The organism is Edaphobacter dinghuensis (genome assembly GCF_014640335.1).
Lineage (GTDB): Bacteria > Acidobacteriota > Terriglobia > Terriglobales > Acidobacteriaceae > Edaphobacter > Edaphobacter dinghuensis.
Genome location: NZ_BMGT01000002.1, coordinates 1029307 through 1043045 on the forward strand (window position 1 = coordinate 1029307; position 13739 = coordinate 1043045).

Annotated in this window: 14 protein-coding genes; 12 read left to right on the forward strand and 2 right to left on the reverse strand. The window is 58.4% G+C overall.

Translation table 11 applies throughout. The annotated features are described in order from the left end of the window. The first annotated feature begins 11 nt into the window (after nt 1–11). From IEW09_RS09875 to IEW09_RS09905, 7 genes are all read left to right on the forward strand, one after another. Nucleotides 12–500 carry a heavy-metal-associated domain-containing protein gene (locus tag IEW09_RS09875; protein ID WP_188553976.1) on the forward strand — a complete coding sequence of 163 codons (489 nt, stop codon included), beginning with the start codon at nt 12–14 and terminating at the stop codon, nt 498–500. Beyond that, nucleotides 497–931 (forward strand): hypothetical protein, encoded by a 435-nt coding sequence (locus IEW09_RS09880; protein ID WP_188553977.1) that lies wholly within the window; start codon nt 497–499, stop codon nt 929–931. Before IEW09_RS09875 ends, IEW09_RS09880 begins: the two co-directional genes overlap by 4 nt. A gap of 142 nt (nt 932–1073) precedes the next feature. Further along, the gene (locus IEW09_RS09885; protein ID WP_188553978.1) at nt 1074–1808 is read left to right on the forward strand and encodes a bestrophin-like domain; all 735 of its coding nucleotides are present in this window, start codon (nt 1074–1076) and stop codon (nt 1806–1808) included. Nucleotides 1809–1871: 63 nt separating this feature from the next. After that, entirely contained in the window at nt 1872–3023 is a 1152-nt protein-coding gene (locus tag IEW09_RS09890; RefSeq protein WP_188553979.1) for an FUSC family protein, read from the forward strand. Between the two features lie 254 nt (nt 3024–3277). Beyond that, nucleotides 3278–3835 (forward strand): PEP-CTERM sorting domain-containing protein, encoded by a 558-nt coding sequence (locus IEW09_RS09895; protein WP_188553980.1) that lies wholly within the window; start codon nt 3278–3280, stop codon nt 3833–3835. A gap of 140 nt (nt 3836–3975) precedes the next feature. Beyond that, entirely contained in the window at nt 3976–5628 is a 1653-nt protein-coding gene (gene rimO / locus IEW09_RS09900) for a 30S ribosomal protein S12 methylthiotransferase RimO (RefSeq protein ID WP_229739218.1), read from the forward strand. Between the two features lie 102 nt (nt 5629–5730). Beyond that, nucleotides 5731–7044, forward strand: a complete 1314-nt coding sequence (locus IEW09_RS09905; RefSeq protein WP_188553981.1) for a VWA domain-containing protein — start codon at nt 5731–5733, stop codon at nt 7042–7044. Nucleotides 7045–7059: 15 nt separating this feature from the next. On the opposite strand, the gene IEW09_RS09910 is transcribed toward IEW09_RS09905, so the two are convergent. Next, nucleotides 7060–7821, reverse strand: a complete 762-nt coding sequence (locus IEW09_RS09910; protein WP_188553982.1) for a CAP domain-containing protein — start codon at nt 7819–7821, stop codon at nt 7060–7062. A gap of 160 nt (nt 7822–7981) precedes the next feature. Between IEW09_RS09910 and IEW09_RS09915 the strand changes: the two genes are divergently transcribed. The 3 genes from IEW09_RS09915 (at nt 7982) to IEW09_RS09925 (ending at nt 10955) form a co-directional block, all read left to right on the forward strand. Further along, nucleotides 7982–8755, forward strand: a complete 774-nt coding sequence (locus tag IEW09_RS09915; RefSeq protein WP_188553983.1) for an ABC transporter ATP-binding protein — start codon at nt 7982–7984, stop codon at nt 8753–8755. Next, complete coding sequence (locus tag IEW09_RS09920; RefSeq protein ID WP_188553984.1) at nt 8748–10442, forward strand: hypothetical protein; 1695 nt, start codon at nt 8748–8750, stop codon at nt 10440–10442. Before IEW09_RS09915 ends, IEW09_RS09920 begins: the two co-directional genes overlap by 8 nt. 300 nt (nt 10443–10742) lie before the next feature. Beyond that, nucleotides 10743–10955: a DNA gyrase inhibitor YacG gene (locus IEW09_RS09925; RefSeq protein ID WP_188553985.1), complete on the forward strand. Its 213-nt coding sequence runs from the start codon at nt 10743–10745 to the stop codon at nt 10953–10955. Between the two features lie 47 nt (nt 10956–11002). Here IEW09_RS09925 and IEW09_RS09930 read toward each other — a convergent pair whose 3' ends face one another. After that, complete coding sequence (locus tag IEW09_RS09930) at nt 11003–11803, reverse strand: TIGR03435 family protein (RefSeq protein ID WP_188553986.1); 801 nt, start codon at nt 11801–11803, stop codon at nt 11003–11005. Between the two features lie 328 nt (nt 11804–12131). Here IEW09_RS09930 and IEW09_RS09935 point away from each other — a divergent pair, with 328 nt between their 5' ends. After that, nucleotides 12132–12641 (forward strand): phosphatidylglycerophosphatase A family protein, encoded by a 510-nt coding sequence (locus IEW09_RS09935; RefSeq protein ID WP_188553987.1) that lies wholly within the window; start codon nt 12132–12134, stop codon nt 12639–12641. Nucleotides 12642–12681: 40 nt separating this feature from the next. After that, on the forward strand, nt 12682–13734 hold the full coding sequence (locus IEW09_RS09940) for a gluconolaconase (RefSeq protein WP_188553988.1): 1053 nt from the start codon (nt 12682–12684) through the stop codon (nt 13732–13734). Nucleotides 13735–13739: the final 5 nt, after the last annotated feature.

The window sequence follows — 13739 nt, forward strand, 5'->3', positions numbered from 1 at the left end:
AGGACTTCACCATGAAGATCTTCGCACTCGCATTAATTACGTTCTTCAGCGCCGCCGCGCACGCTGAATACAAGCAGATCAACATGACCGTCTTCGGCATGGACTGCGCCCCCTGCGCCCACGCCATCCATGTCTCCATGAAGGGAATCAAGGGCGTGGACACGGTAAATGTGGACCTCAACACCGGCCTGGTAACAATCTCCCTCACGCCCGGAAACTCTGCCGGAATGCACCAGTTCGAAGAAGCCGTCGAAAAGAACGGCTTCACCCATAAAGACGCGACTGTAGTCGTGCGCGGCAAACTTACCGGCACAGCAGGCGCGCCCATCCTCGAAGTAGAGGGCACCAGCGACCACTACACGCTCACGCCTTCTGCCCAACCGGCAGACATCGCCTCCCTGATGGGCAAGCTGGTAGAAGTCAACGGACTTCTGCCTCAGGCCGCAAAGGGCAAGCTGCCCGACACCCTCCACTACAAGACCATCACGGAGGCCCAATGAACGCGCTCACCCTGCCGAATGCTCCCGAGCAGCGCAGCCGCCGTGCCACGCTGCTCAACTACTTCTCCCTCTTCAGCTCGTTCAGCACGCTGCTCTGCTGTGCGCTGCCTTCCGTGCTTGTCCTGCTGGGGATGGGAGCGACGGTAGCCTCGCTCTTGTCCGTCGCGCCCTGGCTCGTCACTCTGTCGCGCCACAAGATCTGGACCTTCAGCATCTCCGGCGTGTTGATCGCAACCAGCTTCGTCGTGACTTATTGGATAGCCCCGCGCCTGCAACAAGGCGAAGCCTGTCCAGCAGACGATCCTACCGCCTGCGGAGCGGCAACCAGAATGAGCAAAGTCCTGCTCTGGATCTCAGCCGTGATCTGGAGCGGAGGCTTCTTCGTCGCCTACCTGCTGGCCCCAATCCTTCAACACATGGACCAGTCATAGCCAAAGCAAACTGTTCGAACCTGTATTCCATCATGTCCCTGTCTTCGCCATTTCTCAGGCAAAAGGCAGGGACACTGATGCGAATGCGCATCGCAAGCTCTACCCGCACAACGACCAATTTGCTATCGTCATCTTCAAGCCAATGATCTTTCCGCCTTACCTCGCGCTGCTGCTCTTTCCCGCCATGCTCCTTCTGCTGGAGCTTGGCCGCCGCTTTCGCCTCAGCCGAAAGCATCCTGTACAAAGCAACGCAGTCGAAGGCGCAGTCTTTGCTCTCTTCGGCCTTCTACTGGCCTTCACCTTCTCGGGAGCGGTCACCCGCTACGATGCGCATCGCCAGCTACTCACGCAGGAGACCAACGACATCGGCACCGCCTATCTTCGCCTCGATCTTCTTCCTGCATCGTCGCAGCCTGCTCTTCGCCAACTCTTCCGCGACTACACCACCTCACGTCTTCACCTCTTCGATGCTGTCCAAGAAGAGGTCTCGCCGGAGAGCCAACGCCTGCAGCGAGAGATCTGGCGTCAATCCGTCGCCGCGGCATCCGCCCCAGGCGCCAGCGCAGACGCGACCAAACTTCTCCTGCCTGCTCTCAACGACATGATCGACATCACAGCGACTCGTCAGAATGCATTCAACATGCATCCTCCCGTCATCGTCTTTCTGCTTCTCTTTGCCTTCAGCCTTGGCTGTGCCTTTCTCGCCGGTTACGGCATGACCGCCGTTCCGCGAAACTGGCTCTATATCGTTGCGCTCGCCGCTGCGGTCACACTCACCATCTACGCTACGCTCGAGATCGAGTTTCCCCGACAGGGTCTTATCCGCCTTACCAACACGGACAACACTCTCATCAATCTCCGCAGTTCCATGAACTAACTTCTGGAGCTAGCTCTTGAGAACTGACATTCGGCCCATTGCGGCATCCTACAAGAGACAAGAATGCCGACTACTGCCAATCCTCCTGCACCAGTTCGACGCGGCTATCTCGCCGACATCTATACCTTCGACTGGAAGGCGTTCTCCTTTCGCACACCGTTGATCGGCGTCCTCGCCATCGCCGTCTGCCTCTTCGTCGGAATCCTCTGCGGACATCCCTCCGCCGGTCTCATCGCAGGCGGCGGAGCCTTCACCATCGGCTTCGGCGTCAACCAGCGCATCGCCGACTCGCGGCTCTGGCCTATGATCGCCGCCACCGCCGCAGTATTTCTCTCCACCATGATCGGCATGCTCGTAGGGCACCGCGGCTTCACGCTCGTCCTCGCCGCAGCACTCTGGGGATTCATCTACGGCATTCTCACCGCGCGTGCCGCAGGCATCAGTTGGGTCGGGCAGCAATCTGCCATCACTCTCTTCGTAGCCTCCGCCTTCCCTGCCAACTTCCACTCCGCACTGCTGCGCGCTCTGCTGATCGGTGGCGGCGGAGCGCTGCAAATTCTCATCACCAGCGCCTTCCTTCGTCTGCTTCCTGAACTCGCCGCCGACCTTCGCGCCATCCGTCAAACAAGTAGCGACGAGATCAGCCACCTGCTCAACAGCAACTTCGCTCGCTACCGCATGCTTGTGCGTCTTCGCGCGATGCCCGAAAACCTTCTGCACATTCCAACGTTTCCCTTCGCCATTCGCATGTGTCTTACCATTGCGATCTCTGCCGAGGTCTATCGCCATCTCGGCGTCCAGAGCGGCTATTGGATTCCTATGACTGCGCTTCTCGTTCAAAAGCCCGCCTTCTCCGAGACCTTCACCCGCGCCTTTCTGCGCGTAGGCGGAACCCTTGCAGGCGCAGTCGTCTCGACGATCTTTCTCGTTCACATCCACCCTGATCCCTACTATCTCGCCACAGCCACCGTCTTCTTCGCGCTCTGGTCCTACGCCACCAACACCGTCAATTACGGCCTCTATACGCTCTTCCTCACCTCGTACATCGTCTTTCTTCTCTCGCTTAACAGTCTTCCCGGCCCAGTCATCGCACATCGCCGCGCGCTATGCACGATTGCCGGAGGGTTCATCGCACTCATCATTCACGTCGATGCCATTCGCCGCCTCCGCAATCGTCAGCACACTGCTTCGCTCGAAATTTCATCGCAAACCTAGCAACTCGCGACAGCGAAAAAAGGCCTTCCAGAATTTTTAAATTTTCGGTTGAAGTTGCAAAATTTTGCACACTCTCTCAGTGCAAAATTTAGCTCATTCCCTTGTCCAAAATACGGAACGCAAACATTTGCTTGCGGCTCGCAAGAGCTTTCCAGTGTGCAATTAAATGCACTCAATACGGCAAAGTACTTCACCGAAAACATTCTTGTACTATCTGCATCTATTGGCAGAGATTTATTTAGGAGACTCATCACGTGCGTAAAGTTCTTTCTTCTCTCGCAGTCCTTGCCGCTCTCGTAGCGGTTCCCGCGGCGCTCCATGCAACCCCAATCACCGGCCAGTTTTCCATCACCGGTGCCTCGGTTACAGATAACGGATCGTCTCTCACCTTCGTCCCCGATTCGATCAATGCAGGCGCAGCGAACACCCTCACCGGTGACTTCTCCTCTCTGATCGCAGCGGGCGAGTCTGGAACCATCACCCAGACCATCAACTACAACCCCTACGTTGCCAACAGCGGAGTCATCACGTTGACGAACCCCGATGGGACAACGGTCACCTACACCATCGCCACTCTCACCGAGACCAGCGCAGCTGGCTTCGATCTCTTCTCCGGCACAGGCATCATTACCACCAACGCAGCTGGCTTCGATCCAACCGAAGGAACCCTTCTGTTCTCGAGCCAGGGCAACGGCACCGTGACCTTCTCGGCCACAGCAGCCGCATCGCCTGTTCCTGAGCCCTCGACGCTCGCTCTCCTCGGCACCGGCCTCGTCGGTATCGCTGGAGTAGTCAAGCGCCGCTTGGCATAACTGCTTCAATAGCATCGAACATCGCGGGCACAGTGAACCGGCTGGAAGACCAATCCGTTCACTGTGCCCGTGGCATTTAACCCTTCTCAGATCCTTCCCCGGTATAAAAAGCCAAGGGAAAACGCTATAATTAAGCTTCCGTGACTCCCCCCACCACTCTCGAAGAGCTGACCTGGTCAGCACAAGGTAAGCCCCGCCCCAAGATCGGTTTCGTCTCTCTCGGTTGCCCTAAAAACCTGGTCGACTCCGAAGTCATGATGGGCATGCTGCATCAGGCAGGCGGCGAGCTTACCCCTCAGGCTGAAGACGCCGAGATCCTTGTCGTCAACACCTGCAGCTTCATCGACTCCGCCAAGCAGGAGTCAGTCAACACCATCCTCGAGATGGTGCAGCACAAGCAGGCTAACGGCGGCAAAGCCCAGCGCCTCATCGTCGCCGGCTGCCTGGTAGAGCGTTACCGCGACGAGATCCAGAAAAATATTCCCGAAGTGGACGCAGTCGTGGGCACCGGCGAGCTCGAAGGCATCCTCGCCGCCGCCGGACTCACATCCACCGGCCACGCCAACGACTCGCCCTTTCAGATCCTCACGCAGGCACAGATCGACCGCATCCCCAGCGCCGTCCATCAGCACAGCCGCCCCGAGAGTGATGGCGCACAACTCGTCATCGAGCAGTCCGCAGAATCGGCTCCCACAAAACTGGGTGCCCCACATCTCGATTCTGCGATGTGGGCGCAGAGCGCCACCCCCTCCCGCCCCGAAGGCGACCTCCGCGAGCAGCAGGGCCGCTTCTCCCGCACCGCATGGGACGGAGCTACGGCCGCGCTTCCCGAGTACCTCTACAGCGACACCACTCCCAGAATCCTGACGACGCCTCGGGCGTCGGCATATATCAAGATCGCCGAAGGCTGCGACCATCCCTGCGGCTTCTGCATCATCCCGCAGCTTCGCGGCAAGTTCCGCTCGCGCCGCATGTCGTCCATCATCACCGAGGCCGAAAATCTCATCGCCCAGGGCGTCCGCGAGATCACCCTCATCGGTCAGGACACCACCTGCTACGGCGAAGACCTCGGCATCAAGGACGGCCTCGCCCAGCTCCTCGAAGCCCTTGCCGCGCTTCCCGGCCTGCGCTGGCTGCGCTTCCTCTACGCCTACCCCAACAAGGTCACTACGCGGCTGCTCGAGACCATAGCGCGCCACGACAACATCGCCAAGTACCTCGACGTCCCCCTCCAGCACGCCAGCCCCAGCGTCCTCAAGCGCATGAAGCGCGGCGGAACCCCCGAGGTCTTCCTCAAGCTCATCGAGAAGGCACGCAGCATCGTCCCCGGCATCGTCCTCCGCACCAGCTTCATCGTGGGCTTCCCCGGTGAGACCGAAGAAGACTACAAGCAGCTCGAAGCCTTCATCACCGCCGCCCAGATCGACTGGCTCGGCGTCTTCACCTACTCCGACGAAGAAGGCGCAGCCGCCTTCGAGCTGGCCTCCGAACTCAAAGTCCCCAAGCGCACCATCGAGTCGCGCCGCCGCAAGCTGATGAAGCTCCAGCAGAAGATCAGCGCCAAATCCAAATCGAAGTGGATCGGCCGCGAGATCGACCTGCTCGTCGAAGGCCCCAGCGAAGAGACCGACCTGCTCTGGGAAGGTCGCACCCCGCTGCACGCTCCCGAGATCGACGGCAAGGTCTTCATCAACGACTTCGGCCCCCACGAGGCCCTCGTGCCCGGTACCTTCTACCGCGCCGAGATCACCGAGTCCCACGACTACGACGTAGTAGCCCGCATCCTCGATTAAATCTCCAGCATCCATCTGTCCTCCTCTGGACTAGAATGACGCTCGCCAGAAGAGCACACTTCTGACGGGGTTGAGCATCGTGCCCGCAGCTTGGCATCTTCGATGCATGACACAGCAGATGGAGGGATATTGCCCGGCGAAGTCCTCAAAGTCATGCGCAAGGTTCTTGTCCTCGGTTATCTGGGACTGTTCGCTTATGCCTACGCCGTAGCTCAAGCAGCCCCCAGGCCGCAAGGCGCTCCCTACAAGATTGAAGTAAACGTCGAAAAGGTGCTGGTGCCGGTTGTCGTTCGCGACAAACAGGGACACTCGATTGGCAATCTGAAAGAAGAAGACTTCCACGTCTTCGATAACGGCAAGCCCCATCCACTCTCTGCCTTCATGGTGGAAGGCCGCATCGGAACAGAGCCTCGCACCGCAAGCAACTCCGAAAGCGACACCCTCTCGCCCACTCCACCGCAACCCGTCATCGTGTACCCGCGTTCCATCGTCTTCCTCTTCGATGACATGCACCTGAGCGCTGAAGAGATGGAACGTGCGAAAAACGCCGGCGCCGCCCTACTTGCAGGCTCACTCGTCGATTCCGATATAGCTGCCGTAGTCTCACTCTCCGGTCGAACCAACAGTGGACTGACACGCGATCGCGCAAAGCTGCACGAAGCGATCATGAGCCTTAAGCCAGTCCTGATCTACCAGAACGACAATGCCGATTGTCCAAAGATCAGCTACTACCAGGCCGACCTGATGGAGAACAAGCACGACAGCACGGCAGAGCAGGACGCAGTAGCTCAGGCATTCCACTGCGATCCCAAAATAACGCTCAACGTAGCGCAGTCGCTGGCCGAGGAAGCAGCCCGACGTGCCTTGATCATCGGCCATCAGGACGCTCAAGTGGCGCTTGCCAACATGCGAGAGCTGGTGCAACGAATAGCCACACTGCCCGGACGACGCATGCTCATTCTGATTTCGCCGGGTTTCCTCACAGTCGAATCCGATGTCTTAACACAGGAATCACAGTTGATCGACTTCGCAGCCCGCGAAGACGTGACCATCAGCGCCCTCGACGCACGCGGAATTTACATCACAGCATTAACGGCAAGCGATGATGTCCACAACGCTCCCATTCTGTCCAGCATGGCATTCCGTGCCGGTTCGATGAAGTCATCCACAAACGTGATGGCCGAGCTTGCCGATGGAACCGGCGGCAACTTCTTCAACAACAGCAACGATCTCGGCGCAGGATTTAAAGGACTCACGGCAACACCGGAGTACGTCTACCTGCTCGAGCTACCGCTCGACAACATCAAGCCCAACGGCTCATACCACCGCCTGAAGGTGAAGGTAGATCGCAGCGGTGTAGAGGTACGGGCACGCCGCGGCTACATCCTGCCCAAGCCCGCGAAGAGCAAAAAATAACGCACCGCGCGATCGTCAATACAACAGCACAGCCACCCGATACGTAGTGAACCCCTGTCCCGCCTGTGCACTCGGACACGCCCCCACCGCAGCCGACTGATAGCTGCCCTGCGATATCCGCTGCGCTACCACATCCGGCAACTGCCCCGGATTCGACCCCTCCCAATGCACCACCAGCTTTGCACCCGGCGACGCATTGCTCTGGCTCTCGCAGTTCGACCGCGCCGCCTCTGTCATCTTCACCGAACTTATGCCTGCTCTCTGCAGAGCGCCCATTACCTGGCCTTCAATCACACCACGCCTCGGCGTTGGAACGCTCTGCGCAAAATCCTCCACCGCATACAGCAGTCCATCACTCTCGATCACACCGATCCCTACAACATTCATCTTCGGGTCGAGGAGATTTGCACGATGAGTCGGTGTAATCATCCAGATCTGTTGCAACTGCGCCGCAGTCTGTCCCCTGCCCGCCAGGTTCTCGGCAACCGCACTGAAGTGCGCTCCCTCCTCTGCCGCACGCGCAATCATGTCCGGCTCCCCTGGATACTGATGCTCCAAATCTCCGTCCGCCGAGACCATCAGCCGCGCATGCTTGCGCGCCGCACGCGCCAGCTCACCGTTCCACGTCAGCGGAGGCACGCCATGCGCAGCGCGAAACTGGTTCGCCATTTGCAGCAGCGCCCTCTCCGCAGGCGACGCATCGGCCTGCGCCCTCCCCACAGACGCCGTCACCACAACACAGAACAAGACAGCCAACGATCGTCGAATCGCACCCACAGGGGCCTCCTTACAAGCTTGCATCTCTGCCGCAAACTTGCTGCAGCCTGCTGTAAGCGTAATCTCCCTTCCGCCTGAAGCGCATCTCTCCTCAACATCTACCCTATGTAGTATACTATTTTAAGTAGTTCACTACATAGTTAAGCAGCGAGGAAGACTCATGCTGGAACTGAGAGACGTATCGAAGAGTTATCGCAGCATTCCCGCAGTGCAGGATGTCAGCTTCACCCTCAAAGCGGGCGAGATTCTGGGCTACCTCGGGCCCAATGGATCAGGAAAATCAACCACCGTGAAGATGGTGATCGGCATGATTCAACCGAGCAAGGGAAAGGTCTTCTTTGCAGGAAAGAATATTCATGACGATCTCGCCTCCTATCGCGCACAACTTGGCTACGTGCCCGAGGAGGCGCAAGTCTACAACCATCTCTCCGGGCTGGAGTACCTGCAACTGGTAGGCCGCCTACGCGGCATGCAGGAGAAGCTCATCGAACGCAAAGCGCGCGAGCTGCTTCATCTCCTGTCGCTCGAAGCGGCGCAGTACTCCGCGCTCTCCGACTACTCCAAGGGAATGAAGCAGCGCGTGCTCATCGCCGCCGCGCTGTTACACGATCCCCGGCTCATCGTCTTCGACGAGCCCCTCTCCGGCCTTGATGCCACCTCCGCACGCCTCTTCAAAGACCTTCTCGGCCTGCTCGCACGCGAAGGCAAGGCGATCCTCTACATCTCGCATGTGATGGAAGTCGTCGAGCGCGTATGCAATCGCGTCATCGTGCTGGCCAAGGGTAAAGTCGTCGCCGATGCTGCACCCGACGATCTCACCCGGTTGATGGAGCTGCCCACGCTTGAGAGCGTCTTCGCTCAACTCGTGCAGCAGACCGACACCGCGCGGGTCGCGCAGCAGATGGTGGAAGTCATGAAGGTGCACCATGCCTAAGAAAAATAACGTAACTAGCGTCCTGATCGTCCACTTCTTCCGCCGCTTCTTCGACAACGACACCATCCAGGTTGACGGCGACACGCTGACCACCGTTGTGCGCGCCATCTCCGTCGTCGCCATCCCCGGCCTCATGGTCGCCTTCTTTCTGCAAAACCAATATCCACGCAGGTCCCTGTGGGGATCGATCGAAGACCAATATTTCTTCGTGCTGTTTTCATTCATCGTCATGGGCGCGGTATCCATCTTCGAATGGGAGATGCTCTTCCCCGACCGCCAGGACTTCCTCATTCTTTCGCCACTCTCTTTGAAGCCAAAACAGATGCTCACCGCAAAAGCGGCCGCGCTGATCGCATTTCTGGGGCTGTTTCTGGTGAGTTGCAATCTGTTCGGGACGCTGGTTCTGCCTGCGGTTACGCGACACTTCGTAACGGTGAATGGCCACTTGACGGTGCAGGTAGATTTCTACCGGCAGGTCTATGCCCACGGAGCAGCCGTATTCATGGCAGGCATCTTTGCCGCAACATTCTTTCTTGCGCTTGGCGGCGTTCTACTCTGCGTGCTCGGTGCCGCACGTTTCCGCATGGTCTCGCCCATCATGCAGATGCTCTCCATCACGGCGCTGGCGTTGATGCTGATGCAATACGCTCAGTTTGGCGACTCCATGCAGGCACTATTATCGAAGCCGCTTGGAGCAATGCGCTGGATGCCGCCACTCTGGTTTCTCGGCATCTACGAGCAGCTCCTGCACGGAGACGCCGCACCTGCATTCGCACGCGAGATGTCGCGCTTCGCCATCCGTGGAACAGCAATCGCAGTAGCAGTCACGCTGCTGACCTATCCCCTCGCATGGGCAAGAATGCGCAGAATGGCCATCGAAGGCATATCGAGCAAACGGCGGAAGCCATCGCGCTGGCTCGCTGCGCTTATTCACAGCATCGTTCGACGTCCGGGCGAGCGCGCCGTATTTCACTTCATCGGACAGACCATCGCCCGCAACAACCGCTACCAGATCTATCTCGCCATGTACGGCGGAACCGGCCTCGCTCTGGCCATAGCATGCGCAGTTACCTATCCCGTCATCGGCGACAGCATCCACCCTGCCCTCTCGAACAAAGGCCTGCATGCAGTAATGCCCCTGCTCTTGTTCTGGGTGATTGCCGGTCTGCGAACCGCCTTTGCCTTTCCTCTGAATCTCGCCGCAAGATGGGTCTTTCGCATCACCGGCGTCAACCTGGGCGAATGCACCGCTGCGGCGCACCGTTGGGTGCTCCTATGTGCGACCGGTGTCGCTATGTTCATCGTAGTCGCACTGCACTTCGCAGGCTGGGATACACGACAACTTCTGGTGCAGGCAGTATGCGGACTATGCCTTTGCATCCTTCTGACCGACGGCTTCTTCTTCTTCCTGCAAAGCGTGCCGTTCAATCAACCCAGAATGCCGGGCAGAACTAGCTTTCCTCTTATGCTGACGCTTTACGTGGGAGTACTTCCACCGTTCATCTTCGGCGTGATTTATACCGAGATGCAGATGGAAAGAAATCTCGGAAAGCTTCTGCTCCTGACAATCATCACCGCAGCAATTCACGTTGCCTTGCAAAACCTCCGCAAAGGATACGAAGAGATCGAGGAAGAGATGGAGGGATACGACGGCGAGTTTCAACTACTCGGCCTGAGTTGGAGATAGCAACCTCGCCAGCCACTCCCTCAAAGTCCATTCGACTCGAGTACCCCCAACTAACGTCACCCCACCTCGCTCCTGAATCACGTCACCCCACCCCTAACTCACGTCATCTCGACCGAAGCCGTGCAGTTTCATCGCACGGCGCAGCGGAGAGACCCCTGTATTTCGTCTTTGCCGTTGTCTTTGCCTGTTCTCTTCTTTCCACCAATGGAACGCAGCTTCTTACACTTTTGAAGACGCTACTTACCGTAACCCCAGCCCCCGCATCCCACCCTGAGCCACCGGATTTACAATCGGTATGCCATGTCAAAAGCGCTCTTCTGCCCCACATGCCGCAAAGTAGTTCTCGCCACCGATCCCGACTTCCCCTTTTGCTCCGACCGCTGCCGCATCCTCGACCTCGGCAAATGGGCGAGCGGCGACTACAAGATCTCCACCCCTGTCCAGGACCCCGACGACCTCGAAGAGCTGGCCCGTTCCAAAACGCACCGTCCCAACTCCGGCGACGAAGACTAAAGCGTGTCACAAAGTTTGCATCAGATATGCGGTCAACGGCGAGAACATCAGTTCTCGGTAGGTTGGCGATTCATCTTGTCCACGACGACGACCTTCGATGGAACTTTCGCGCCTTGAAGACGCAGCCCCAACTGCTCCCTCAGCGCGGTAAATACTGAAGCAGGCAGATTATCGACATCGATTCCGTATTGCTTCCCATATCGCTGCTGCGCGGCCAGTTCAGCAGCATCCGACGATCTCCACATCAATTTGAAATCGAATCCACCCGAAAGGTGCGTTGCATCAACCACGGGCTTTCCCAGTACCTGTTCCAGCGCCTTCGCAAGCTCTGACATCGACATATTGGTGCCGCTAATCAACGTAGGGCCGGAGCTCGTTCCATGGCGGCCTTCCATCCGTTCCAGCATGCCCGCGGGTTGGGCCAGTACCTTCTTCTCAGTAACCAACTCATAGCCGGATACGCTCTGGGACTCCTCGTGCCATTTCAATCCAAATCGTTCGATCAGGAGCGCTTTCATCATTTCGACCAAATCTTTCTGGTCGACCGGGCCGCTGGGCAGTTCTGCATTCAGATCAAACTTGGAGCTATCAAGCCACGAAGGAGCCTTCAGATCATAATCACTAACCGATAGCCCCATCTTCACCCACTGCTTTAGAGGCACATTCAACATCCGAAACTGCCTCCCGGATGAGCCGGTCCACGACGACACCGAATCGGGGTTACCCGGCCTGATGGCAGCCACTTCAAACTGTAAAGGCTTTATCTGTTGCGGCTGCTGTGCGGTAGAGATGCTCGCCGAAAAGACCAATACCGCCGCGAAACCAGCCAGAGCTACTCGCCTCATCATCCGGCTCCTCCAAACAATTATCAAAAGCAGGCTCTTAGCCCATCACAGGAATCTGAACGGACCAAGTGCAATAGTTTGCCCTCATCATCCTAAGCTGCTCCTGGCCCCATCTGTTGAAGCGGTTACAAAACACCGCACTGCCTTAGCATCTAAAAAATAAGTGCGCTCTATGATCGGACAAGTCACTTGGAATCAAGACTTTGTCGACAAAATGACGACTTTGGCGAGACCTCGCATACCTAACTCCCCTAAAATGAAGACTTTGGGTACTTAGTAGGGGAGGGGGAGGTACTTCCACACCCCACCGCTAAACTAAACTCTGAACGACATGGCCAACTCCAACATCCAACTTCATCCACCTTCCAAAAAGAAAACCCTTTGGGCCTGGACAATCGGCACTTTTTTCGGAGCCGGCCTGCTCAAACCCGGTCCCGGAACTTACGGCTCCATCGCCGCCGTCCTTCTCTGGTTCATCGCCGCCCATATCTTCCCTGTCACCAGCCTTTCGTTGACCATCGGCACCATCATCGCAGCCATTGTCGTCACGCTGATCGGCATTCCAGCCGCGACCATCGTAGCTCGCGAATCCGGCCGCGAAGATCCCGGACACGTCGTTATCGATGAGGTCGCCGGCCAGCTCATCGCCCTCATCGCCATCCCCGCCGATTGGCGGCACGCCGCTCTGAGCCTGCTGCTCTTCCGCCTCTTCGATATCCTCAAGCCTCCGCCCATTCGCCAGCTCGAACGCCTCCCTGAAGGCACAGGCATCATGCTCGACGACGTAGCCGCAGGCATTCTGGCTCTCATTGTCGCCCAACTGGCGCACCTATTCTTCTAGCCTTGCACTCCCTCACCGCAACGCATACCGTAAATAGTCAATGAGCCTCTTTCATCCCCATGCCGACGCGCCACACCTCCAACTCGTCACTCCACCTGCAGCCATGCCCGGCGGAGAAGCCGAGGTCCACGGCAGCAATCTAGGCCCAGCCTCGCACGTTATTCCCAGCGCCACCATCGGCGACACCAGCGCTGCGGTCATTCTCAGCCGCCCCACACGCGCCACCGTGCGCATTCCTGATGGCACCATCACCGGCGACCTTGTCCTGCACCGCAACGGAGCCTCCAGCAACCCGCTGAACCTCCGCATCGCTGTGCCTATGGCCGAAAACCTGCATCCTGTGTCCAACCCGGCAGTCGATGCGGAAGGCAACGTCTACGCCACGCTCTCCGGCTCCCGCGGCCAGGAGACGCCTGTCTCCATCTTCCGCATCCAGCGCGACTTCCAGATGACGCCCTTCGTCCGTGGCCTGCTCAATCCGACCGGCCTGGCCTTCTCTCCCGACGGCTACCTCTACGCCAGCTCCCGCGCCGAGGGCACCGTCTACCGCATCTCTCCCGAAGGCGCGATCTCCACCTACGCCGAAGGCATGGGCATCGCCACCGGCATCGCCTTCGACGGCGACGGCAACCTCTTCGTCGGCGACCGCTCGGGCACTATCTTCAAAATCGCCCGCGGAGATGCGCAGGGCAGCAGTGGCGAAATCTTCGTCTACGCCACGCTCGAGCCAAGTATGGCTGCCTACCACCTCGCCTTCAACGATGCCGGAACACTCTTCGTCACCGGCCCTACCACCAGCAGCAATCAAGCCGTCCACGCCATCGATCGCGACGGCAACACGACCGTCTTCTATCGAGGCCTCGGCCGCGCTCAGGGCATGGCCTTCGACGTAGACGACAATCTCTACGTCGCTGCCAGCCTGCATGGCCAGCGCGGAATCATCCGCATCACGCCACAGCGCGAGGCCAGTCTCGCCGTCTCCGGGCAGAACCTCGTAGGCCTCGCCTTCCTCGAAGACGGTTGCGCGGCTTTGGCTACCCGCGACGCTCTTTACCATGTAGCGCTCGACATCGAAGGCCGTCCGCTCATCTAATCCGG

Excerpts from the sequence above, each read along its gene's own strand:
- IEW09_RS09880 (WP_188553977.1), top strand. The coding sequence starts at position 497 with ATGAACGCGCTCACCCTGCCGAATGCTCCCGAGCAGCGCAGCCGCCGT.
- IEW09_RS09905 (WP_188553981.1), top strand. The coding sequence starts at position 5,731 with ATGCATGACACAGCAGATGGAGGGATATTGCCCGGCGAAGTCCTCAAA.
- IEW09_RS09890 (WP_188553979.1), top strand. The coding sequence starts at position 1,872 with ATGCCGACTACTGCCAATCCTCCTGCACCAGTTCGACGCGGCTATCTC.
- IEW09_RS09915 (WP_188553983.1), top strand. The coding sequence starts at position 7,982 with ATGCTGGAACTGAGAGACGTATCGAAGAGTTATCGCAGCATTCCCGCA.
- IEW09_RS09940 (WP_188553988.1), top strand. The coding sequence starts at position 12,682 with ATGAGCCTCTTTCATCCCCATGCCGACGCGCCACACCTCCAACTCGTC.
- IEW09_RS09875 (WP_188553976.1), top strand. The coding sequence starts at position 12 with ATGAAGATCTTCGCACTCGCATTAATTACGTTCTTCAGCGCCGCCGCG.
- IEW09_RS09925 (WP_188553985.1), top strand. The coding sequence starts at position 10,743 with ATGTCAAAAGCGCTCTTCTGCCCCACATGCCGCAAAGTAGTTCTCGCC.
- IEW09_RS09920 (WP_188553984.1), top strand. The coding sequence starts at position 8,748 with ATGCCTAAGAAAAATAACGTAACTAGCGTCCTGATCGTCCACTTCTTC.
- IEW09_RS09885 (WP_188553978.1), top strand. The coding sequence starts at position 1,074 with ATGATCTTTCCGCCTTACCTCGCGCTGCTGCTCTTTCCCGCCATGCTC.
- IEW09_RS09930 (WP_188553986.1), bottom strand. The coding sequence starts at position 11,803 with ATGATGAGGCGAGTAGCTCTGGCTGGTTTCGCGGCGGTATTGGTCTTT.
- IEW09_RS09935 (WP_188553987.1), top strand. The coding sequence starts at position 12,132 with ATGGCCAACTCCAACATCCAACTTCATCCACCTTCCAAAAAGAAAACC.